Source organism: Streptomyces sp. NPDC050147 (assembly GCF_040660195.1).
Taxonomy (GTDB): Bacteria; Actinomycetota; Actinomycetes; order Streptomycetales; family Streptomycetaceae; genus Streptomyces.
The window spans coordinates 46,085-68,472 of sequence record NZ_JBFALJ010000012.1; the positions used below are offsets into that span (position 1 = coordinate 46,085).

20 protein-coding genes are annotated in these 22,388 nt (G+C 71.1%); 10 read left to right on the forward strand and 10 right to left on the reverse strand.

Features of this window, described 5'->3' with window-relative positions; translation table 11 throughout:
• The first annotated feature begins 7 nt into the window (after nucleotides 1–7).
• Nucleotides 8–760, forward strand: a complete 753-nt coding sequence (locus tag AB0I94_RS19670; protein ID WP_363310845.1) for a VOC family protein — start codon at nucleotides 8–10, stop codon at nucleotides 758–760.
• 48 nt (nucleotides 761–808) lie between these two features.
• On the opposite strand, the gene AB0I94_RS19675 is transcribed toward AB0I94_RS19670, so the two are convergent.
• Nucleotides 809–1,699, reverse strand: coding sequence for a LysR substrate-binding domain-containing protein (locus AB0I94_RS19675; RefSeq protein ID WP_363310846.1), 891 nt, complete (start codon nucleotides 1,697–1,699; stop codon nucleotides 809–811).
• A gap of 132 nt (nucleotides 1,700–1,831) precedes the next feature.
• Between AB0I94_RS19675 and AB0I94_RS19680 the strand changes: the two genes are divergently transcribed.
• The 4 genes from AB0I94_RS19680 (at nucleotide 1,832) to AB0I94_RS19695 (ending at nucleotide 6,846) form a co-directional block, all read left to right on the forward strand.
• The gene (locus tag AB0I94_RS19680) at nucleotides 1,832–2,503 is read left to right on the forward strand and encodes a succinate dehydrogenase (protein ID WP_363311024.1); all 672 of its coding nucleotides are present in this window, start codon (nucleotides 1,832–1,834) and stop codon (nucleotides 2,501–2,503) included.
• Nucleotides 2,504–2,505: 2 nt separating this feature from the next.
• Complete coding sequence (locus tag AB0I94_RS19685) at nucleotides 2,506–4,503, forward strand: fumarate reductase/succinate dehydrogenase flavoprotein subunit (RefSeq protein ID WP_363310847.1); 1,998 nt, start codon at nucleotides 2,506–2,508, stop codon at nucleotides 4,501–4,503.
• A complete protein-coding gene (locus AB0I94_RS19690) occupies nucleotides 4,500–5,246 on the forward strand; it encodes a succinate dehydrogenase/fumarate reductase iron-sulfur subunit (protein ID WP_363310848.1) in 747 nt (248 codons plus the stop codon). The genes AB0I94_RS19685 and AB0I94_RS19690 overlap by 4 nt, the downstream gene beginning before the upstream one ends.
• A gap of 88 nt (nucleotides 5,247–5,334) precedes the next feature.
• Nucleotides 5,335–6,846 (forward strand): acyl-CoA synthetase, encoded by a 1,512-nt coding sequence (locus tag AB0I94_RS19695; RefSeq protein ID WP_363310849.1) that lies wholly within the window; start codon nucleotides 5,335–5,337, stop codon nucleotides 6,844–6,846.
• Nucleotides 6,847–6,891: 45 nt separating this feature from the next.
• On the opposite strand, the gene AB0I94_RS19700 is transcribed toward AB0I94_RS19695, so the two are convergent.
• Nucleotides 6,892–7,323, reverse strand: coding sequence for a Rid family hydrolase (locus tag AB0I94_RS19700; protein WP_363310850.1), 432 nt, complete (start codon nucleotides 7,321–7,323; stop codon nucleotides 6,892–6,894).
• Nucleotides 7,324–7,488: 165 nt separating this feature from the next.
• Between AB0I94_RS19700 and AB0I94_RS19705 the strand changes: the two genes are divergently transcribed.
• The 3 genes from AB0I94_RS19705 to AB0I94_RS19715 all read left to right on the forward strand — a co-directional run bounded on the left by AB0I94_RS19705 (nucleotide 7,489) and on the right by AB0I94_RS19715 (nucleotide 10,850).
• Nucleotides 7,489–8,388: a helix-turn-helix domain-containing protein gene (locus AB0I94_RS19705; protein ID WP_363310851.1), complete on the forward strand. Its 900-nt coding sequence runs from the start codon at nucleotides 7,489–7,491 to the stop codon at nucleotides 8,386–8,388.
• 135 nt (nucleotides 8,389–8,523) lie between these two features.
• Nucleotides 8,524–9,318, forward strand: a complete 795-nt coding sequence (locus AB0I94_RS19710) for an SDR family oxidoreductase (protein WP_363310852.1) — start codon at nucleotides 8,524–8,526, stop codon at nucleotides 9,316–9,318.
• A gap of 17 nt (nucleotides 9,319–9,335) precedes the next feature.
• On the forward strand, nucleotides 9,336–10,850 hold the full coding sequence (locus AB0I94_RS19715; RefSeq protein WP_363310853.1) for an FGGY-family carbohydrate kinase: 1,515 nt from the start codon (nucleotides 9,336–9,338) through the stop codon (nucleotides 10,848–10,850).
• A 285-nt stretch (nucleotides 10,851–11,135) separates the two neighbouring features.
• On the opposite strand, the gene AB0I94_RS19720 is transcribed toward AB0I94_RS19715, so the two are convergent.
• Entirely contained in the window at nucleotides 11,136–13,481 is a 2,346-nt protein-coding gene (locus AB0I94_RS19720; RefSeq protein ID WP_363310854.1) for an excinuclease ABC subunit UvrA, read from the reverse strand.
• Between the two features lie 39 nt (nucleotides 13,482–13,520).
• Nucleotides 13,521–14,534, reverse strand: a complete 1,014-nt coding sequence (locus tag AB0I94_RS19725; protein WP_363310855.1) for an LLM class flavin-dependent oxidoreductase — start codon at nucleotides 14,532–14,534, stop codon at nucleotides 13,521–13,523.
• 82 nt (nucleotides 14,535–14,616) lie between these two features.
• Between AB0I94_RS19725 and AB0I94_RS19730 the strand changes: the two genes are divergently transcribed.
• A complete protein-coding gene (locus AB0I94_RS19730) occupies nucleotides 14,617–15,105 on the forward strand; it encodes a hypothetical protein (protein WP_363310856.1) in 489 nt (162 codons plus the stop codon).
• 86 nt (nucleotides 15,106–15,191) lie between these two features.
• Here AB0I94_RS19730 and AB0I94_RS19735 read toward each other — a convergent pair whose 3' ends face one another.
• Nucleotides 15,192–15,413 (reverse strand): dodecin, encoded by a 222-nt coding sequence (locus AB0I94_RS19735; RefSeq protein WP_160509111.1) that lies wholly within the window; start codon nucleotides 15,411–15,413, stop codon nucleotides 15,192–15,194.
• Between the two features lie 49 nt (nucleotides 15,414–15,462).
• Nucleotides 15,463–16,317 (reverse strand): GntR family transcriptional regulator, encoded by an 855-nt coding sequence (locus AB0I94_RS19740; protein ID WP_363310857.1) that lies wholly within the window; start codon nucleotides 16,315–16,317, stop codon nucleotides 15,463–15,465.
• A 283-nt stretch (nucleotides 16,318–16,600) separates the two neighbouring features.
• Between AB0I94_RS19740 and AB0I94_RS19745 the strand changes: the two genes are divergently transcribed.
• On the forward strand, nucleotides 16,601–17,854 hold the full coding sequence (locus tag AB0I94_RS19745) for an extracellular solute-binding protein (protein WP_363311025.1): 1,254 nt from the start codon (nucleotides 16,601–16,603) through the stop codon (nucleotides 17,852–17,854).
• A gap of 23 nt (nucleotides 17,855–17,877) precedes the next feature.
• On the opposite strand, the gene egtD is transcribed toward AB0I94_RS19745, so the two are convergent.
• From egtD to egtA, 4 genes are read right to left on the reverse strand one after another with little or no spacing between them, the layout of a single operon-like run.
• Nucleotides 17,878–18,840 (reverse strand): L-histidine N(alpha)-methyltransferase, encoded by a 963-nt coding sequence (gene egtD / locus AB0I94_RS19750; RefSeq protein ID WP_363310858.1) that lies wholly within the window; start codon nucleotides 18,838–18,840, stop codon nucleotides 17,878–17,880.
• Entirely contained in the window at nucleotides 18,837–19,592 is a 756-nt protein-coding gene (egtC, locus tag AB0I94_RS19755) for an ergothioneine biosynthesis protein EgtC (protein ID WP_363310859.1), read from the reverse strand. Before egtC ends, egtD begins: the two co-directional genes overlap by 4 nt.
• Nucleotides 19,592–20,920, reverse strand: a complete 1,329-nt coding sequence (gene egtB / locus AB0I94_RS19760) for an ergothioneine biosynthesis protein EgtB (RefSeq protein ID WP_363310860.1) — start codon at nucleotides 20,918–20,920, stop codon at nucleotides 19,592–19,594. Before egtB ends, egtC begins: the two co-directional genes overlap by 1 nt.
• Nucleotides 20,917–22,248: an ergothioneine biosynthesis glutamate--cysteine ligase EgtA gene (egtA, locus tag AB0I94_RS19765; protein WP_363310861.1), complete on the reverse strand. Its 1,332-nt coding sequence runs from the start codon at nucleotides 22,246–22,248 to the stop codon at nucleotides 20,917–20,919. Before egtA ends, egtB begins: the two co-directional genes overlap by 4 nt.
• Nucleotides 22,249–22,388 lie beyond the last annotated feature (140 nt).

Sequence of the window (22,388 nt, forward strand, 5' to 3'; positions counted from 1 at the left end):
TACGACGATGGCCTCCGGAGAGATCCAGTGGGTGTACGCCTTCGTGGACCGGCCCAGGGACCGGTTCACGCAGGCGCATGACTTCTGGGCTGCGGTCACCGGAACGCGGCTCTCCGCGTTCCGGGGCGAGGACGCCCAGTTCGTGTCGCTGCTGCCGGATGGCGCCGACGCCATGGTGAAGGCGCAGGCGGTCGAAGGACCAGGCGGCGCGCACCTCGACTTCTCCGTGGACGATGTGACGGCCAAGGCGCGCGAGGCCCGCGCGCTCGGCGCCACCCCCGTCTTCGCGGAGGACGGCCTGGAGGTCCTGCGCTCTCCCGGTGGCCAGCTGTTCTGCGTGGTGAAGTGGGAGGGCGAGCGGGTCCGCCCCGAGCCGCTCGTCGCGCCGGACGGGACGACGAGCCGTCTGGACCAGGTGTGTCTTGATGTGCCTCCGGCGTTGTTCGAGGCGGAGAAAACGTTCTGGCCGGCCTTCACGGGGTGGTCCGATCGTCCGGGCTCGCGCCCCGAGTTCCACCTCGTCGAGCCGGAGCCGCGGCTTCCGGTCCGGATCCTGCTGCAGCGCCTCGACGCTGGGCCCGCCGGGGCCCACCTGGACTTCTCCTGCTCGGACCTGGACGCGGACCGTGTCCGGCACGAGGGTCTTGGCGCCGAAACCGTGTGGCGCGGGCCGCACTGGATCGTGATGCGGGACCCGGCGGGCGGCACGTACTGCCTGACGATCAGGAACCCACAGACGGGCACCTTGAGCGCCCCGTAAGGGGCGCGGGGAACTGCGCGACAAGCCCCCACCGGGCCCGCAGGAACATTACGGCGCCCCCAGCGGAGCGAGCAGCATCCTCTGCAGCTCCCGCGCAGCCCGTGGCGGAGCCACATCACTTCGGTGGGCCAGAGCGATGGTCCGATGGAGCGTCGGGCGGGCCAGCGGAGTCATCCGCAGGCCGCGGCCCGCCCGCTCGGCCACCATGCGCGGCACGACCGCGACTCCGAGCCCGGCCCGCACGAAGCCGAGCACCGCGTCCATCTCGCCGCCCTCGACCGCGAACTCCGGCTCGAAACCCTCGGCCCGGCAGGCGGCGACCGTCAGCTCCCGCAGGTCGTAGCCGTGCCGGAACATCACGAGGCGCTCCCGCCGCAGATCCGCGACGCGCACCGACTTGCCGCCGAACTTCCGCGCGTCCGGCGACGACACCACGACCAGGTCCTCGCGGAGCAGCTCCACGGTGGTCAGGGCGGGGGACGGCGACGGCAGCGGCAGCACGACGATGGCCAAGTCCAGGGCTCCGCGCGCCAGTTCCCGTACGAGGTCATGGGAGCCGCCCTCCTCCAGTAGGAGCTGGATGCCCGGGTGCCGGTCATGGAAGGCGCGGAGCACGTCGGGCAGCAGGCCGGTGCACACGCTGGGGGTGGCCCCCAGGCGGATCCGGCCGCGGCGCAACTGGGCCAGCTCCTGGACCTCGATCCGCGCGGTGTCGGCGTCCGCGAGGATCCGGCGGGCCAGCGGAAGCAGTGCCTCGCCCGCGTCGGTCAGCGCGATGTTGCCGCGGGCCCGGCTGAAAAGCTCGGCCCCCAGCTCCTTCTCCAGGGCGCGGACCTGCTGGGAGAGGGAAGGCTGGGAGACGTGCACCTGCTCGGCGGCCTGTGTGAAATGCCTGGTCTCGGCCACGGCGACGAAGTAGAGAAGCTGCTGGAACTGCATACACGGCAGGGTACGGGCGATGATAGTCATTCGCTATCGAGATGAGCTGATCCATCTCTTGGACCGATCGGGACCTTCGGCCTTAGCGTCGGTCCCATGGCTCTGGCAACGCGGACGGACCGACGGCCGTCGATGACGCGCACGATCTGGGACTCGTCCGTCGGCAAGAAGACAGTGATGGCAGTGAGCGGCCTGATCATGCTGCTCTACCTGATCGCCCACATGATCGGAAACCTGAAGATCTTCTTCGGGCCCGCGGAGCTCAACCACTACGCCCACTGGCTGCGCACGGTCGGCGAGCCCTTCATGCACTACGAGTGGACGCTCTGGCTGATCCGCGTCGTGCTCGTCGTCGCCGTGGTCGCGCACGCCGTCTCCGCCTACCAGCTGAGCCGCCGCGACATCAGGGCGCGCCCCGCCAAGTACGTCAACAAGAAGGCGGGCAAGAGCTTCGCCACGCGCACGATGCGCTGGGGCGGGATCATCCTCGGCCTGTTCATCGTCTGGCACATCCTGGACCTGACGACCGGCACCGTGCACCCGGGCGGCTACGAGCACCTGCACCCGTACCAGAACATCATCGACACGTTCTCCACGTGGTACGGCAACGTCATCTACATCGTCGCTGTGACCGCCCTCGGCTTCCACGTCCGCCACGGCCTGTGGAGCGCCGCGCAGACCCTCGGCGCGGGCAAGGCGACCCGCGACCGCGCCCTCAAGATCCTCGCCAATGGCCTCGCGCTGGTCCTGACGGCGGGCTTCGTCGTCGTCCCCGTGGCCGTCATGACCGGAGTGGTGAGCTAGCAGTGAATTCCTCCCATGAAGCCTCCTCCCGCGAGCACTCCTCCCGTGAGTACGCCGATTACGCGACCGGGGAGCCGGTCGTCGACACCAAGGCTCCGGCCGGCCCCGTCGCCGAGCGCTGGGACACCCGCCGCTTCGAGGCCAAGCTGGTCAACCCCGCCAACCGCCGCAAGCACACCGTGATCGTCGTCGGCACCGGCCTCGCGGGCGGCTCCGCGGGCGCCACGCTCGCCGAACAGGGCTACCACGTCGTCCAGTTCTGCTACCAGGACTCACCGCGCCGCGCCCACTCGATCGCCGCGCAGGGCGGCATCAACGCCGCGAAGAACTACCGCAACGACGGCGACTCCATCCACCGGCTCTTCTACGACACCGTCAAGGGCGGCGACTTCCGCGCCCGCGAGTCCAACGTCCACCGCCTCGCGCAGATCTCGGTGGAGATCATCGACCAGTGCGTCGCGCAGGGCGTGCCGTTCGCGCGTGAGTACGGCGGCCTCCTCGACACGCGCTCCTTCGGCGGCGTACAGGTATCGCGTACGTTCTACGCGCGAGGCCAGACGGGTCAGCAGCTCCTCCTCGGCGCCTACCAGGCGCTCTCGCGGCAGATCGCGGCGGGCAACGTGGAGATGCACGCGCGCACCGAGATGCTCGACGTGATCGTGGTCGACGGCCGTGCCCGTGGCATCGTCGCCCGCGACCTGATCACCGGCAAGATCCAGACGTACTTCGCCGACGCGGTGGTCCTCGCCTCCGGCGGCTACGGCAACGTCTTCTACCTGTCGACGAACGCCATGAACTCCAACGCCACGGCCGTATGGCGGGCCCACCGGCGCGGCGCCTACTTCGCCAACCCCTGCTTCACGCAGATCCACCCGACGTGCATTCCGCGCACCGGCGACCACCAGTCGAAGCTGACGCTGATGAGTGAGTCGCTGCGCAACGACGGCCGCATCTGGGTCCCCAAGGCCCACGGCGACGACCGCCCGGTGAACGAGATCCCCGAGGATGAGCGCGACTACTACCTGGAGCGCATCTACCCCTCCTTCGGCAACCTCGTGCCCCGCGACATCGCCTCGCGCGCGGCGAAGAACGTGTGCGACGAAGGGCGCGGCGTCGGTCCCGGCGGCCAGGGCGTCTACCTCGACTTCGCCGACGCCATCAAGCGCATGGGCCGCAAGGCGGTCGAGGCCAAGTACGGCAACCTCTTCGACATGTACGCGCGGATCACCGACGAGGACCCGTACAGGACGCCGATGCGGATCTACCCCGCCGTGCACTACACGATGGGCGGACTCTGGGTCGACTACGACCTGCAGACCACCGTCCCCGGCCTGTTCGCCATCGGTGAGGCCAACTTCTCCGACCACGGCGCGAACCGGCTCGGCGCTTCCGCCCTGATGCAGGGCCTCGCCGACGGCTACTTCGTGCTGCCGTCCACGATCAACGACTACCTCGCGCGCAACCCGCGCCCCGCCTCCGAAGACGCCATCACCGACGAACACCCCGTCGTACGCGAGGTGCTGGACGAGACCGCCGATCGCATCACCCGGGTCCTCGCCGTCGACGGCGACCGCACCCCCGACTCCTTCCACCGTGAACTCGGCGAGCTGATGTGGGAGTTCTGCGGCATGGCCCGTACGGAGACGGGTCTGCGCAAGGCGCTGGAGCGTATCCCGCAGATCCGCGAGGAGTTCTGGCGCCGGATAAAGGTGCCGGGCACCGGCGAGGAGTTCAACCAGTCCCTGGAGAAGGCGAACCGCATCGTCGACTACCTGGAACTCGCCGAGCTGATGTGCCTCGACGCCCTGCACCGCGCCGAGTCCTGCGGCGGCCACTTCCGCGAGGAGTCGCAGACGCCGGACGGCGAAGCCGCCCGCCGCGACGAGGAGTTCGGCTACGCGGCCGCCTGGGAGTTCACCGCCACCGGGGACGCCCCCGTCCTTCACAAGGAAGACCTCGTCTTCGAGTACGTCCACCCCACTCAGCGGAGCTACGCATGAAGCTCACCCTGCGCGTCTGGCGCCAGCAGAACGCCGACGCCGACGGCGCCATGTCCACCTACGAGGTGGACGGCATCTCGTCCGACATGTCCTTCCTGGAGATGCTGGACGCCCTCAACGAGGAGCTCATCGTCAAGGGCGACGACCCCGTCGCCTTCGACCACGACTGCCGTGAGGGCATCTGCGGCGCGTGCTCGCTCGTCATCAACGGCGACGCGCACGGTCCCGAACGCACCACCACCTGCCAGCTGCACATGCGGTCCTTCAAGGACGGCGACACCATCGACGTCGAGCCGTGGCGCGCAGCCGCCTTCCCGGTCGTCAAGGACCTGGTCGTCGACCGCTCGTCCTTCGACCGGATCATTCAGTCCGGCGGCTACATCAGCGCCCCGACCGGCGCCGCCCCCGAGGCCCACGCGGCGCCCGTGCCGAAGCCCGACGCGGACTTCGCGTTCGAGCATGCGGAGTGCATCGGCTGCGGCGCTTGCGTCGCCGCCTGCCCCAACGGCTCGGCGATGCTGTTCACCTCGGCGAAGGTCAACCACCTGGGTGTGCTGCCGCAGGGGGCGCCCGAGCGCGAGACGCGTGTGCTCGACATGGTGGCGCAGATGGACGAGGAGGGGTTCGGTGGCTGCACGCTCACTGGCGCCTGCGCCTCTGCCTGTCCCAAGGGGATCCCGTTGCCCTCCATCTCTGCCATGAACAAGGAGTGGTTGAGGGCGACCCGGAAGGTGAGCCGCTAGTTACTGCGTGGGGCCGTCGAGACCTGCGGGTCGTTTGTGGCTGGTCGCGCAGTTCCCGCGCCCCTGCGGGGCGCGTAGCTTCACCGGCATGCATCCCGGAGCGTACGACCCCGCCAGGACGGCCGTCGTCACCGCCGACGGCACACGGACCCTCACCTACGGACAGCTCGAAGAACGCTCCCTGCGGCTCGCGGATCATCTGCGGGCCGCAGGACTGCGTCGGGGCGACCACTTCGCCCTCCTCTGCGACAACGATCCGCGCGCCCTGGAGGTCTACTGGGCGGCGCTGCGCTCGGGCCTCTACCTCACCGCCGTGAACCATCACCTCTCGACGGACGAGGCCGCCTACATCGTCCGTGACTGCGGGGCGAAGGTGCTGATCATCTCCGGTTCGCTCGCCGAACTGGGCGCGGCCGTCGTGGAGTCGGCGGGCGGACCGTCCATCCTGCTCGGCCTCGACGACGGCACGTACGAGAAGGCCCTGGAGTCCGCGTCCGCGCAGCCGCCCGCCCACCAGCCGCGCGGCACCGACATGCTCTACTCCTCGGGCACCACGGGCCGCCCCAAGGGCATCAAGCCCGAGCTGCCCGAGGGCGACGTACGCGATGAGCCGATCACCTACGTACTGATCTTCCAGGCCATGTACGGCTTCGGCGAGGACACCGTCTACCTCTCGCCCGCCCCGATCTACCACGCGGCGCCCCTGCGCTTCTGCGGAGTCGTCACGTCACTCGGCGGCACGGTCGTCCTCATGGACACCTTCGACGCCGAGGGCGCCCTCGCGGCCATCGAACGGCACCGGGTCACGCACAGCCAGTGGGTGCCGACCATGTTCGTACGGATGCTGAAGCTGCCCGCCGAGGTGCGCGAGCGCTACGACCTGTCCTCGATGAAGATCGCCATACATGCCGCCGCGCCCTGCGCCGTCGAGGTGAAGCGGCGGATGCTGGAGTGGTGGGGGCCCGTCCTGTACGAGTACTACTCGTCGACGGAGGGCAACGGCATCACGTTCATCTCGCCCGAGGAGTGGCTGCGCAAGCCCGGCTCCGTGGGCAAGGACGGGTTCCTCGGTGAGCTGCGGATCTGCGACGACGCGGGCGAGCTGCTGCCGAGCGGCGAGACCGGCATCGTCTACTTCGAGCGCGAGGAACTGTCCTTCCGCTACCACGGCGACGAGGCCCGCACCCGCGATGCCCAGCACCCCAGGCATCCGAACTGGACCACCACAGGGGACATCGGGCACGTGGACGAGGACGGCTATCTCTTCCTCACCGACCGCAAGGCATTCATGATCATCTCCGGCGGTGTGAACGTCTATCCGCAGGAGGCCGAGGACTGTCTCGTGCTGCATCCGGCGGTCGCCGACGTGGCGGTGATCGGGGTGCCGGACGCGGAGATGGGGGAGGCCGTCAAGGCGGTGGTATGCCCGGCCGACGGAGTGACAGCCGGGCCCGAACTAGAGCGCGAGCTGGTCGAGTTCGCGCGCGAGCGCATCGCCCACTACAAGGCGCCGCGTTCCGTGGACTTCACGGACTCGCTGCCCCGCACCCCCACGGGCAAGCTGGCCAAGTCCGCGCTGCGCCAGTCGTACTGGGAATGAGCCGGTCCGGGGGCTGTACGGCACGGAGGCCTGCGGGGCGTTGCGTCAGACCCGGGCGATGAGCTTGACCTCGACCAGCAGCTCGGGGAAAGCCAGCCGCGGGGTGCCGACCATGGTGCTCGCCACCTGGGGGTCCGGCCGTCCGTAGGCCGCCTTGCGCACCGGCCCTGCGGCGGCATCGGCCGCGTCGACGTCGAGCGCGTAAATGACCTCCTCGACGACGTCGTCCAGCGATGCGCCGAAGCGCCGGAGCAGTTCCGCCGCGTTGGCGTAGCACTGGCGCAACTGCTCGCCCGTGCGGGAGAAGTCGGTGACGCGTCCGGCATCATCGACGGGAGCCGGAGCGATGACTTCCGTTCCGCTGTGTGCCACTTGGCCGGAGAGGTAGATGGTGTCGCCGCGCTTGACCGCTTGGACGTACCCATAGCTCTCTTCCCACGGGACTCCGAAGGTTTCCAGTTCACGTGCGTCGTTCATGGCGTTCCGATCATGGAGGAAGTGCGTTCCGTCGATACGTCTCAGACGCTATGAGTCCGGTGCGGGGCGGGCCAGGATCGGTTGTGCCACTGACAGCAAGGATCGTGCCAACGTAGGGGCAGCGGGCAGCGGGCAGCGGGCCGCGACACGGAGACAGGGGAACACTTGCGATCCGAAGAGGGCGTGACAACCGTCGCGATCCTGGCGATGCCGCGCGTGTACGCGCTGGACGTCAGCATCCCCGAGCATGTCTTCGGGCGGCATCCGGGCTACCGGGTGGTGGTGCGCGGAGACCTGAACGACGGGGCGCCGCTCACCGATGTGGAGTCCGCCGACATCGTCGTCGTGCCCGGCTATGAGGATCCGCACGTCCCGGTACCGGACGAATACCTCAAAGCGCTGCGGATCGCCGTCGAGCGGGGCGCCCGTGTCGTGGCCATCTGCACGGGTGTGTTCGCCCTCGCGGCCTGCGGAATCCTGGACGAGAAATCGGCCACGACGCACTGGCACCATACCGATGAACTCCGTCTGGCCCATCCACGCGTGGACGTCGTCGAGAATCGGGTGTTCGTCGAGGACGGGGCCATTCTCACGTGCGCGGGCGGAGGCGCCGGAATCGACGCGTGTCTCCATGTCGTGGAGACGGATTTCGGTTCCGTCGCCTCGGACGGCGTGGCGAAGGACCTCGTCTTCTCCTCCGCGCGTGGTGCCAACGAGCCGCAGTACAGGGATGTGCCCACGCCTCCGCGTGACAGCCTGCGGGCGACGCGGGAGTGGGTGCTCGACAACCTGGGCACCTCGATCACCGTGCAGCGGCTGGCCGACCACAGTCTGCTGTCACGGCGAACCCTCATCCGGCGTTTCGTGTGTGAGACGGGGCTGCCTCCCATGCAGTGGGTCGCCCTCCAGCGGATTCTCAAGGCGCGCCGGCTCCTGGAGGCCTCGGACTGGTCCGTCGAGAAGGTCGCCGCAGCGTCGGGGTTCGGCTCGGCCGCCAACTTCCGGTCGATCTTCCGAAGGGAGGTGGGAGTGACCCCGACCGCCTACAGGAAGCAGCATGGTTGACCCGCTGAACCCGCCCAGCCCGCTGAATCCACTGAACCCGCCGGGCCCGCTGGAATGATCTACTGGGTATCGGGGGTAAGGGGTGGGCCGTGTTCGGGGGGCCATCCAGTCGGACCGCAGCAGGAGGTACGCAGCATGCTCGTCGATCTCTCCGGCAAGACCGCCCTCGTCACCGGATCCACCCAGGGCATCGGGGCGGCCATCGCGGTCGGCCTGGCCAGGGCGGGAGCCCGGGTGGCCGTCAACGGCCGGTCCGCCGCCTCCGTCGACAAGGCCGTCGAGCGGCTGAAGGAGGAGCACGGCGGCGCCGACTTCATCCCGGCTCCCGGTGACATCTCCACCGACGAAGGCGCCGCGCAGGTCTTCGCGGCCGTTCCCCGGGCGGACATCCTCATCAACAACCTGGGCATCTTCGGCGCGGAGCCCGCCCTCGACATCAGCGACGACGAATGGCGCCGTTACTTCGAGGTCAACGTCCTGACCGCCGTCCGCATGATCCGCCACTACCTGCCCGGCATGAAGGACCGCTCCTGGGGGCGGATCCAGAACATCGCCAGCGACTCGGCGCTCGTCATCCCCGCCGAGATGATCCACTACGGCACCTCGAAGACCGCGCTCCTCGCGGTCTCCCGCGGCTTCGCGAAGGAGGCCGCCGGATCGGGCGTGACCGTCAACTCCGTGATCGCGGGCCCCACGCACACCGGCGGTGTGGAGGACTTCGTGTACGAACTGGTCGACCCCGCCCTGCCCTGGGACGAGGCCCAGCGGGAGTTCATGGTCAAGCACCGCCCCCAGTCCCTGATCCAGCGGCTCATCGAACCGGAGGAGATCGCGCACATGGTGGTCTATCTCAGCTCCCCGCTGGCCTCCGCCACGACGGGCGGCGCGATCCGCGTCGACGGCGGTTACGTGGACGCGATCGTCCCGTAGCCATGAGGGCCGCAGCCATGACCTCCGCTCCCGCCTCCGCCCCCGCGCCCCGCAGCGGTCTCCTGCTCGGCGTCGACATCGGGACGTCCTCCTCGAAGGGCGTCCTCGTCCGTCCCGACGGCACGCTCGTCGCCCGGGGGCGGCGCGAGCACACGACGTCCACCCCGCACCCCGGCTGGTTCGAGCACGACGCCGACGGCCTGTGGTGGCCCGAGTTCCGCTCGCTGGCACGGGAGTTGATGGCAGAAGTGCCCGCGGGTGAATCGCTCGCCGCGGTCGGCATCAGCGGCATCGGCCCATGTCTGCTCCCCGCCGACGAGAAGGGCACGCCGGTGCGCCCGGCCATCCTGTACGGCGTCGACACGCGGGCCGGCGCCGAGATCGCCGAGCAGAACGAGCGCTACGGCCCCGGCGAGATCATCAGCCGCTGCGGCTCGCCCCTGACCAGTCAGGCGATCGGCCCGAAACTCGCCTGGCTGCGCCGACACGAACCGGCGGCCTATGGAGCCACCCGCCGCTGGTACATGGCGAGTTCCTACCTCGTGCACCGCCTCACCGGCCGCTACGTCCTCGACCACCACTCGGCCAGCCAGTGCACTCCGCTGTACGACCTGGCGGCCCGGGAATGGATCGGCGAGCGCTGCGAGGAGATCGCCCCGGGCCTTCAATGGCCCGACCTCGTCTGGCCCTCCGACGTCATCGGCGCCGTCACCCCGGAGGCCGAGGCCTTCACCGGCCTTCCCGCGGGCACCCCCGTCGTCGCGGGCACGGTCGACGCCTGGGCGGAGGCCGCCGGTGTCGGTGTCGCCGCGCCCGGGGACCTGATGCTCATGTACGGCACGACGATGTTCCTGGTCGGCATCGTGCCGGAGCCGCTGACCAGCCCGCACCTGTGGGGGACGGCGGGGGCGTTCCCCGGCACCTACTGCCTGGCCGCGGGGATGGCGACGTCAGGTGCGGTCACCGGATGGCTGCGTGACCTCACCGGCACCTCGTACGAGCAACTGACGGCGGAGGCGGCGGAGTTGCCGCCCGGCGCGGAGGGGCTGCTGATGCTGCCGTACTTCGCGGGGGAGCGGACCCCGCTCTTCGACCCCGACGCGCGGGGCCTCGTCCACGGCCTGACACTGCGGCACGGCAGGGGACACCTCTACCGAGCCGCCCTCGAGGCCACCGCGTACGGTGTGCGGCACAACCTCGCCGCCATGACGGAGGCGGGCGCCACCGGCCGGCGCCTGGTCGCCGTCGGCGGTGGCGCTCACGCGCTGTGGACCCGGATCGTCTCCGACGTGACCGGACGCGAACAGCACCTGCCGCGGCACACCATCGGCGCCGCGTACGGCGACGCGTTCCTCGCGGCGGTCGGCGCCGGGCTCGCCGAGCCCGGCGACATCGCGCACTGGAACCCGACGGTCGAGGTGGTGGCTCCGGACGCCACCACCTCGACCGTCTATGACCGGCTCTACGGGCTGTACCTGGACCTGTATCCGGCGACCCGCGAGGCCGCGCACCAGCTGGCGCGCCTCAACTAGGGCCCTGGCTGCCGTGGCCTGGTCGCCGGCGGTCACGCGGACGTATTCGACGACCCGCGCAGGGTGCCGTGGACGGTGCCGTGTTCGAAGCCGACGTTCTCCATCACGTCGATCTCACCGCTCTGGGGACAGCCGCGTCGTTGTTGCCCGAGGTGTAGTACTGGCGCTCGTGAAGAGGCGGGGGAGGGGGCCGCCGACGCTCCGGAGGGGAGCCCGGTGAGGACAAGGCCAGAGCGGCGGTGGTGAGCGCCGCACGGTGGCGCCAGGAGGCGTGGACTGTCCGCCTCAGCGGCCCCCGACCGTCGCCCGCGCCAGATACGGCGCCGTCCGGCTCCCCTCCGCCTTTGCCACCACCGCGGGCGGTCCCGCGGCGACCACACGACCGCCCTCGGCACCGCCGCCGGGGCCGAGGTCGATCACCCAGTCCGCGCCCGCCACCACCGCCATGTCGTGCTCGACCACCACCACCGAGTGGCCGGCGTCGACCAAGCCGTGCAGCTGGCGCATCAGGACCTCGACGTCGGCCGGGTGGAGTCCGGTCGTCGGCTCGTCCAGGAGGTAGAGCGTGTGACCGCGCCGGACCCGCTGCAGCTCGCTCGCCAGCTTGATGCGCTGGGCCTCGCCGCCCGACAGCTCCGTCGCGGGCTGCCCGAGGCGCAGATAGCCGAGCCCCACGTCGAGGAGGGTCCGCAGGCTGCGGGCCACGGACGGGGTGTCGGCGAAGAACTCCGCGGCCGCCTCCACCGTCAGGTCGAGCACCTCCGCGATGTTCCGTCCCTGGTACGTCACTTCGAGGGTCTCGGGGTTGTAGCGGGCGCCCCCGCAGGCGGGGCACGGCGCGTACGTGCTGGGCAGGAAGAGCAGCTCGACGCTCACGAACCCCTCGCCCTGACAGGTCTCGCACCGTCCGCCCGCGACGTTGAACGAGAAGCGGCCGACCCCGTAACCCCGTGTCCGTGCCGCGTCCGTGGCCGCGAAGACCTTCCGCACGACGTCGAAGAGACCTGTGTAGGTGGCCAGGTTGGAGCGGGGCGTGCGGCCGATGGGCTTCTGGTCGACGCAGACCAGGCGTCCCACGCCGTCCAGGTCCTCGGTGACCTCGCCGATGAGTGTGGACTTGCCCGAGCCGGAGACGCCGGTGACCGCGGTGAAGGCGCCGAGCGGGAACTCGGCCGTCACGTCGCGCAGGTTGTGCCGGGTGACCGGGCCGACCTTCAGCCAGCCGTGCGGGCCGCGCACCGCGCGCGCCGGGGCGGACTCCCGCCCGAAGAGGAAACGGGCCGTCGCGGACTCCGTGACCCGCTCCAGCTCCGCCACCGGGCCGCTGTGCAGCACCTGCCCGCCGTGCTCGCCCGCGTCCGGCCCCACGTCGACGAGCCAGTCCGCGTGGCGCATGACATCGAGATGGTGCTCGACGACGAAGACCGAGTTCCCCGCGGCCTTGAGCCGGTCGAGGACGGTGAGCAGGGACTCCGTGTCCGCCGGGTGCAGTCCGGCCGACGGCTCGTCCAGGACGTACACGACGCCGAAGAGCCCTGAGCGAAGTTGAGTCGCCAGGCGCAGCCGCTGCAGCTCACCCGTGGAGAGGGTGGGCGTGGCGCGGTCCGGGCTCAGATAGCCGAGGCCGAGCTCGGTGATGGTGGCGATGCGGGCCAGGAGATCCTCGCTCAGTACGCGGGCGGCCTCCGAAGCCGCCGCGCCCGCAAGGGACTCGGCGAGCTCCGACAGGGGCAGCGCGGCGAGATCGGCGATCGTACGGCCCGCGAAGGTGACCGCCATCGCCTCCGGGCGCAGCCTGCTGCCGCCGCACGCGGGGCAGTCGGAACTCGCCAGGAACCGCTCGGCCCTGGCGCGCAGAGTCTGGCTCTTGGAGTCCGCGAACGTCTTCATCACATAACGCCGGGCGCTCATGTACGTGCCCTGGTACGGGCGTTGGATACGGCCGGCGTCCCGCACGGGGTGCACCGTCACCACCGGCTGCTCGTCCGTGAACAGGATCCAGTCCCGGTCCGCCTGCGGCAGCTCGCGCCAGGGGCGGTCGATGTCGTGCCCCAGGGCGTCCAGGACGTCGCGGAGGTTCTTGCCCTGCCAGGCGCCGGGCCAGGCAGCGACGGCGCCTTCGCGGATGGAGAGGGACGGGTCGGGGACCAGGAGTTCCTCGGTCGTGCCGTGCACCCGGCCGAGGCCGTGGCACTCCGGGCAGGCCCCGGCGGCCGTGTTCGGCGAGAAGGCGTCCGAATCGAGCCGCTCGGCGCCCTCGGAGTAGGTGCCGGCGCGGGAGAACAGCATGCGCAGGGAGTTCGAGAGGTTCGTGACCGTGCCCACCGAGGAACGGGAGGTGGGCGCCGAGCGGCGCTGCTGGAGCGAGACCGCGGGAGGCAGCCCGGTGATCTCCCCGACCTTCGGCGCCCCCACCTGGTGGATCAGCCGCCTGGCGTACGGGGCGACGGACTCGAAGTAACGGCGCTGGGCCTCCGCGTAGATCGTCCCGAAGGCGAGCGACGACTTGCCCGAGCCGGACACCCCCGTGAAGACCGCGATGACGTCACGCGGGATGTCCACGTCGACGTCCCGGAGGTTGTGCTCGCGGGCGCCCCGGACACGTACGAACGGATCGTGGGGGCTGTGCATGGCGACTCCGTACGCGGCTCGGGGGCAAACCCCACGATTCTAGGCCCCGGCCAGACCCGCGACCCGGGCCAGGCGCCGGAAGGAGTCGAGCAGGCCCACACGGTCGTACGTACTGGTCGTGACCAGCACCTCCTGTGCCCCGCTCTCCTTGATCAGCGTCTCGAGCTCGTCGGCCACCTGCTCCTCCGTGCCGTGGATGTGACCGACGAGACCGGACTCGTAGAAGCCGCGCTCCTTCTCGGTCATCGTCATCTCCGGCGACTCGACGCGCTCGGCCGGGGGCAGGGGCGGGAAGGTGCCGTGGGTGCGTGAGTACGCCATCGACCAGGCTTCCGGTATCAGCAGCCGGCGGGCCTCTTCGGGAGTCGCGGCGACGGCGATCGTGCCCGAGACGACCACGTACGGCTCACTCGACCAGACGGAGGGGCGGAAGGACGCGCGGTAGTGCTCGATGCCGCGGAGCATCTTCTCGCGGCTCCTGATGTCGCCGATGACCATCGGAAGTCCGGCCCGTGCCGCGACGGTGGCTCCCTCGCCGATGGCCAGGACGAACGGCGGGACGGTCATGCCCTCGGCGGGGCGCGCGTGCGCCCCGGTCTCCGACGTGCCGCGGAACCAGCCCAGGAGCTCGGTGAGCTGCGCCGCGAAGTCATCGGCGTCGTGCTTGTCCCGGCCAAGGGCCTTGCGCACCCCGTCGGTGAACCCCACCGAGCGGCCGAGCCCCATGTCGATGCGCCCGGGGAAGAGCGCTTCGAGGACCCCGAACTGCTCGGCGACGACCAGTGGTTGATGGTTCGGCAGCATCACGCCGCCCGTGCCGACCCGGATGGTGCGCGTCGCGGCGGCGACGGCGGAGGCGAGTACGGTCGGCGCGGAGCCGGCGACGCCCGGCACCGCGTGGTGCTCCGACACCCAGAGACGGTGATACCCGAGCCGTTCGAGGTCCTGCGCCAGGCGCACGGTGTCGCGCAGGGCCTCGGGTCCTTCGTGCCCCTCGCGGGTGCGGGAGCAGTCGAGGACGGAGAACCGGGTTGATTCGATCACTGAGGTCACGACAGGCTCAACGCCTGAGCGGCCCCAGGATTCCCGACCACGGGCCCGGGCGAGCCCTTCGCGGACTGCCTACGCTGGGCGCGTGAGTGACGACAGCAGGCCGCTGGCCGTATTCGACTTGGACAACACCCTCGCGGACACCGCGCACCGCCAGAGCTTCCTGGAGCGCAGGCCGCGGGACTGGACGGCCTTCTTCGCGGCGGCCCCGGCCGACCCGCCGCTGGCACAGGGCGTGGCACTCGCCCTGGAGAGCACGCGGGAGTGCGAGGTCGTCTACCTCACGGGCAGGCCCGAGCGGTGCCGTGAGGACACCGTGGCGTGGCTGGCGGCTCAGGGGCTCCCGGAGGGGCGCCTGTGGATGCGCCGCAACGACGACCGGCGGCCCGCCCGCCGGACCAAGCTGGAGATCCTGCGGAGGATCTCCAGGTCCCGCGAGGTCCGGATGCTGGTGGACGACGACGAGCTGGTGTGCGACGAGGCCGAACGGGCGGGCTTCAAGGTCGTACGGGCGCGCTGGGCGAGCCCGTCAGCCGAGCTGAAGGACGCCCAGGAGCGCGAGGGGCGGACGTGACCGCTCAGTGGTGAGGGCGCGGGTGCTACCGCCTCGGTGGGCAGGCGCTCGCCTCGGTGGGCGGGTGCTGTCGCCTCGGTGAGGGGTCAGGCGCTGTCGCCGTCCTCAAGGCGGAACCCGACCTTCAGGCCCACCTGGTAGTGCTCGATCTCGCCGTTCTCGATGTGGCCGCGCACCTGGGTCACCTCGAACCAGTCCAGTGAGCGCAGCGTCTGCGAGGCGCGGGCGATGCCGTTGCGAATGGCCTGGTCGACGCCTTCGTGCGAGGTGCCGACGATCTCGGTGACCCGGTAGGTGTGGTCGGACATGAGGCTGTTCCTCTCCGCCGTGTGGTGACGTCACAGCTGTGGGATGACGTCACTCCACCGTGCCCCACCACGCGGCGGTGCGCGAGGCGGTGGGCGCGGGATGTTCGGCGGCACCCTCCAGTTCGAGCCGCGAGACGATGCGGTACCGATCACCGCGGTAGAGGGAGCGCACGTACTCGACGGGGCGGTCGTCGTCGTCCGTGGTGATCCGGTCGAAGAGCAGGGCGGGGGAGAGCACCGGCACGCCGAGCAGCGCCGCCTCGTCCGCCGTGAGGACCGTGGGCTCGATGGACTGCGCGGCGTGCGCGGGGCGGATGCCGCGGGCCTCGCGGAGGTGGGCGTAGAAGCCGGACTCCACCTGCGCAGAGGTGAGCCCCGGGGCGAGGGCGGCCGGGATGTGCAGACGCTCCAGCGCGATGGGCTCACCGTCGACCAGACGCAGCCGCACCACGTGCACGAGATCGGCGGCGGGGGAGATCCGCAGCCTGCGGCCGATCCGCGCCCCGGCCGGGACCGTGCCGAATTCGAGGACGCGGCTCGTCCAGGCGCCCGCGGCCCGTGGCGCGGTGAGCGGACGGCTGCCGGGTGCGAGCTCCTGGGTGACCTTGGCACGGGCCACGAACATGCCCCGGCCGTGCTCGCGTACCAGCAGGCCTGAAGCGACCAGGGTGTCGACCGCGGCGCGCAACGTCGGCCGGGAGACGCCGAGTTCACCGCAGAGCGTGCGTTCGGAGGGGATCGCGTCGCCGGGGCGGCGGGCCTCGATCAGATCGAGCAGGACCTCGCGCACGCGCTCGCGCTTGGGTGTGCCGCCGGATGCGCCCCGCTGGTCGGCGGCCGTGTCCTGCTGGTCGCCGGGCGCACCCCGCTGGTCCATCGACGCGGCTGCCTTTCCTCGAGTCATCGCCACCGCTCAACACCCCCGTGAGGCAGGGAGCGTGACGTCCCCATCGCCTAGGTCACCTTCCGCCCTCGCGCGACTTTACCAACTGGTAAGACCGCGGTGTCGTTGTGCCGACGGCACCGAAATCTCGCATTACGGTGCCGTTGCCCCTTGACCGACCCATTGGTACAGACCAAAATCCAGCCGTACCCGTTCGAGCCACCAGCTCACCCCCCGCGTCGGGCCGACCCTCCCTGTCCGCAGGCAGAAAGTGACCCACGTGAAACCGCACCGCCGCGTCGCCATGTCTCTGACCCTCGCCATCGCCGCCACCACGCTGCTCCCCGGATGCGGCGTCCTGCCGGGCGGCGGAAAAGACAGACGGACCGTCACCGTGTGGCTGATGCGGGGCAGCGCGTCCGCGGAGTTCATCAAGCGGTTCACCACGGACTTCGAGAAGCGCAACGGCGACATCGACCTGGAGATACGGCTGCAGGAGTGGACCGGCGTCGGCGGCAAGGTCAAGGCAGCGCTCAAGGCCGAGGAAGGGCCCGACGTCATCGAGGTCGGCAACACCCAGGTCGCTCAGTACGTCGACGAGGGCGGGCTCTACGACCTCACCCTGGAGTCCGCGCGCGACCTCGGCATGAAGGACTGGCTGCCGGGCCTCGCCGAGCCCGGGCGCTACAACGGCAGCCAGTACGGCATTCCCTGGTATGCCGCGAACCGCGTCGTCATCTACAACAAGGACCTGTTCGCGCGGGCCGGGATCGAGCAACCCCCCAAGACGCGCGCGCAATGGATCGCCGACACGCAACGGCTCAACTCCGGCGGCAACCAGGGGATCTATCTGGCGGGCCAGGACTGGTACACCCTGGCCGGGTTCATCTGGGACGAGGGCGGCGAGCTGGCCACGGAGGCCAAGGGGTCGCGCGGCGTGTGGGAGGGCAGCCTGCACACGCCCGCGGCGCTGCGGGGCATGGAGTTCTACCGGCAGCTGCAGGCGTTGGGCGAGGGCCCGCGCGACGCGGACGAGGAGCATCCGCCGCAGGCCGGGGTGTTCGCCAAGGGCGACGTGGCGCAGATCGTCGCCGTGCCAGGGACGGCGCGGGCGATCGAGGAGGCGAACCCCGAACTGAAGGGCAGACTCGGCTACTTCCCGATCCCGGGCAAGACGGCGGCGAAGCCCGGCGCCGTCTTCACCGGCGGATCCGACCTCGTGGTGCGCGGGAAGACGGAGGACCGGGCCGGCGCGGTCGCCGTCATTGAGGCGCTCGCGGGCAAGAAATGGCAGACCGACCTGGCCCGGACCATGAACTACGTGCCGAACAAGACGACCCTCGCCTCCGCCGTCTCCGGCGAGGAGGGCGTCGCCGCGATGGCCGCGGGCGCCGCACGGGGCAGGGCGACACCGGCCTCACCGAAGTGGGCCGCCGTGGAGGCGGACAATCCCATCAAGGAGTACATGTCCAAAACCCTGGCCGGGGGTGACCCGGCGACGGAGGCGAAGGCGGCCTCGCGCCGGATCACCCGGGAGCTGGACGTCAGCGGGCCGTGAGGGACACCCGGCCCGGCACCCCCCTAGCGCGCCACGCTGAGCGACAGCGCGAAGCGTGCCCTCTCGTCCGTCCACCAGTGGGTGAGCTTCAACTCGGCTGCGGCCAGCTCCGCCCGTACCCCCTCCTCGCGGAACTTGGTCGAGATCTCGGTGCGCATCTCCTCGTGCCGGTCGAAGTCGACCGCCAGGTCGAGTGCCGGGATCTTCACCGTCTGGGCGGCCAGGGAGCGCAGGCGCATCTCGATCCACTCGTGCTCGCGGTCCCAGACGGCGACGTGCGAGAACGCGTCGGGGTCGAAGTCCGCGCCGAGTTCGCGGTTGATCACGGACAGGACGTTCTTGTTGAAGGAGGCGGTGACGCCCGACCCGTCGTCGTACGCCGAGACGAGCACCGACTCGTCCTTCACCAGGTCCGTGCCGAGCAGCAGCGCGTCACCAGGGGAGAGCAGGGTGCGCACCGACGCCAGGAACGCCGAGCGCTCCGCGGGCAGCAGGTTGCCGATCGTGCCGCCCAGGAAGGCGACGAGCCGCGGTCCCGGCGTGCCCGGCATCGCGAGACCGCCGGTGAAGTCGGCGATCAGGGCGTGCACGTCGAGGGAGGGGCGCGAGGCGATCAGGGTGTTCGCGGCGCCGGTGAGCGCGCTCTCGCTCACGTCCACGGGCACGTACGTGTGCAGGTCCGCGAGCGCGTCGATCAGATGGCGGGTCTTCTCCGAGGAGCCCGAGCCCAGCTCGATCAGTGTGCGCGCGCCCGTCGCGGCGGCGATCTCCGCGGCGCGGGTCTGCAGGATCTCGCGCTCCGCGCGCGTCGGGTAGTACTCGGGAAGCGTGGTGATCTCGTCGAACAGGGCGCTGCCGCGCGCGTCGTAGAACCACTTGGGCGGCAGCGTCTTGGGCGTACGGGTGAGGCCGTGCAGGACGTCGGCGCGCAGAGCGGCGTCCGTGGCGTCCACGGGCAGGGTGCGGGTCAGCTGGAACGGGCTCACGCGGTGGGCTCCTTGAGCGGGGTCAGCAGGACATCGGTACGGCTGGCGGCGAGCAGGGTGCGGTCGGGCACCTGCCGCCAGTGCGGATCGTCGTCGTAGGGCTCGGAGGCCACGACGGTGCGGCGGCCCGGTTCGGCGAGATACCAGAGGGTGTCGCCCCAGGCGGTCGCGGCGATCGTCTCGCCATTGGTGAGCAGCAGGTTGAGGCGTGATCCGGGGGCCGCCTCCGCGACCTCGGTCACGGTGTCCGCGAGGGCCTGGCCCTCGTCGTCGCCGCTGCGCAGCCGGCGCAGGACCAGCGCCCACACCAGGGCGGAGTCGCAGCGCGCCGCCATGGAGAGGAGGTCCTCCGGCGGCAGGAGGCGGGACACCTTGGCCAGCGAATGCGGCCAGCCCGTGACCGCGCCGTTGTGGCTGAACAGCCAGGTACCGGCGGCGAACGGCGCCGCCGCGGCCTCGCCGTCCGCGCCCGCCTCGGTCGCGTCGCGCACCGCGGCGAGCACGGCCCCGGACCGGACGACCCGGGAGAGGTCGGCGAAGGACTGGTCGCCCCAGATCGGCCCGGAGCGGCGGTAGCGCGCGGGCACCGGGTCGCCTTCGGCGTACCAGCCCACCCCGAAGCCGTCGGCGTTGACGGTGCCGTAACGCTGGTGCCGTGGCGCCCATGACTGGCGCAGCAGGCTGTGCAAGGGGTCCACGAGGAGCTTGCCCAGGGGCTCGTCCGGCCCGAGGAAGGCCAGGTGACGGCACATCAGCGCGCCTCCGTCGGACTCGCGTCGCGCGCCGTGCGGAACCCGGAGAAGATCTGCCGCCGGACCGGGTGGTCCCAGTTGCGGAACGTGCCCCGGCACGCCACCTCGTCCACGGAGAACGCCCCGCCGCGCAGCACCTTGTAGTCGCCGCCGAAGAAGACGTCCGAGTACTCGCGGTAGGGGAAGGCGGCGAACCCCGGATAGGGCAGGAAGTCGCTCGACGTCCACTCCCATACGTCGCCGATCAACTGGCGCACGCCGAGCGGGGATTCACCGGACGGATAACTGCCGGCGGGAGCCGGGCGGAGATGGCGCTGGCCCAGGTTCGCCCGTTCGGGCGTGGGATCCGCGTCGCCCCACGGGTAGCGCATCGAGCGACCGGTCGCCGGGTCGTGCCGGGCGGCCTTCTCCCACTCCTGCTCGCTGGGCAGCCGCCGGCCGGCCCACCGGGCGTACGCGTCCGCCTCGTACCAGCTGACGTGCAGCACCGGCTCGTCCGGCGGCACGGCCTCGACGGTCCCGAAGTGGCGGCGCAGCCACTGGCCGCCCTCGCGGCGCCAGAACAGCGGCGCCGAGAGGCCGTTGCCGCGGACCATGTCCCAGCCCGCCGGGGCCCACCACCGCTGCTCGTCATAACCGCCGTCGGCGATGAAGCGCTGGTACTCGGCGTTGGTCACCGGCGTCGTGTCGATGAAGAAGGGCGGCACCAGGCGGTGGTGCGCGGGGCGTTCGTTGTCCAGTGCCCAGGGCTCGGTGGAGGTGCCCATGGTGAACGGGCCGCCCGGCACGAGAACTTCGGCGGGACCACTGAACGTCGGCGCGGGCGCGGGGTCGGGCGCCGTGAGCGCCGTGGGGCCCGAGCGCAGCTGATGAGTGATCAGCATCGTCTCGTCGTGCTGCTGTTCGTGCTGGGCGATCATGCCGAACGCGAAGCCCGCGTCCGTCAGGGGCGAACCGCGGAAGGGTGTGCTCTCCAGGACGTCGAGCGCCCGCCCGCGCACATCGGCCGCGTAGCGGCGGGCTTCGGCCGGCGCGAGCAGCGGCAGGCTCGGACGCTCGGAGCGGGGGTGCTCGAAGGCGTCGTACAGACCGTCGATCTCCGGCCGCATGGCATCACGGCCCGCCACCGCCCGCAGCAGCCACAGCTCTTCCTGGTTGCCGATGTGTGCGAGGTCCCAGACCAGGGGGGACATCAACGGCGAGTGCTGCGCGGTCAGTTCGGGTTCCTCGACACACGTGGTGAGGAGCGAGGTGCGGTCCCTGGCGGCGAGCAGCGCCGCCTGGGCGCGTCGGCGAAGCGCATCGGGGTCGCTGACGGTTCCGGTCATCGGAGGATGCCCTTCTCGTGCTCGGGGTCGTGGTGGTGGCCGTGCGGGTGCCCGTCGAGCAGGTCGTCCGCCGGGCAGCGGCCCCGCGCGACATACCGCTCGGCGTACGCGGCGACGGCTTCGCACACCTCGGCGCTCGCGCCGAGGCGGGGCAGGGCGTCGGCAGCCGCCGCGAAACACGCGGCCGCGGCCTCGCGCAGCTCCGGGTCGGTGAGCCCGTCCCGCGCCGCGTCCAGCCACAGCGGGCTGCGCGGCGCCGCGGGCGCGCCGGGCGGGCACGCGCGCTCGGCCAGCGGCTTCACCGTGCGGTAGGCGGTCTCGGCGGCCTGCGGGTCGTCGAACAGCGCGCTCGTCACGGCGAGCGGCACGATCCAGCCGTGCCGGCCCGGCTGGGCGTCGACCATCCGCAGCTCCAGGTGGCCGCGCGGGCGTACGGGCGGGAAGAGGGTGGTCAGGTGGTAGTCGAGGTCGTCGCGCGTGGGCGGACGCGGCGCGCCCGAGCGGGCCCAGGCGCGAAACGTCATCCCCTCCGGGACGGCCCAGGGCGCGTCACCGTCGTCCTGCGATCTGACGAACATCACCGGCGCGTCCAGGGCGTGCCGGGCCCAGGCCGCCCGCGGCTCCGCGTCCAGCGTCGGCGCACCCGACGTGCCCGGGGCGATGGCCGCCCACACGGCCTGCCGCGTGGAGCGCCAGCCGGTGTAACGCCCGTCCTGGAGGGGTGAGTTGGCGAACGCGGCGACCAGTACGGGGCCCAGCAGATGCGCGAGCCGCCAGCGACGGCCGTAGCCGAGCGGGCCCGGCTCCTCGTGCCCCGCGTCCAGACAGATCTGCACGGACGCCGTGGAACACATCATGCGGCGGCCCGCGGGGCCGGAGCGGTCGAAGTAGGACTCCATCGCGTCATAGCGCGGCCGGTGCAGGATGCGGGACGGCGGACGCCAGGGGTCGCAGCCGAGCCCGGTGAGCGTCAGATCCAGGGCGGCCAGTCGATCGCGTACGAGGGAGAGATCCGCCGATACGGCGGACACGCACTCCATGAGCGAGGCGGCGGGGAGCGAGCTGAGCTCCAGCTGGCCGCCTGGTTCGACGGTGATCAGGGAGTGCAGGGGCAGGGCCCGCAGTGCGGCGTAGGCCGCTTCGAGGCGGGCGGGGGACACGGGCAGATGGAGCCGGTGCGGCTCGTGGATCAGCCATTCCAGTTCGACGCCGGTGACGCGCGGTGGTCCGGTCTTGAAGCAGATGCCGCTGACCAGCGCCTCTGCTTCGGACTCGGATACCGCGGTGCCGTACTTCGCGCGGTAGGTCGTACAGTCACCCTCGGGCATGCAGAGGTCCTCCTGTCGAAGTTCTGCCTGGTCAGCGGTTGCTGGCCACCCGGTCAACTCGGTAGGGGTGTGACCGAGCCGGCAGCGCTCGTCCCACCCAAGACCGTGTCGGCCGTTCGCACAAGAGTGCCCCCGGGGCC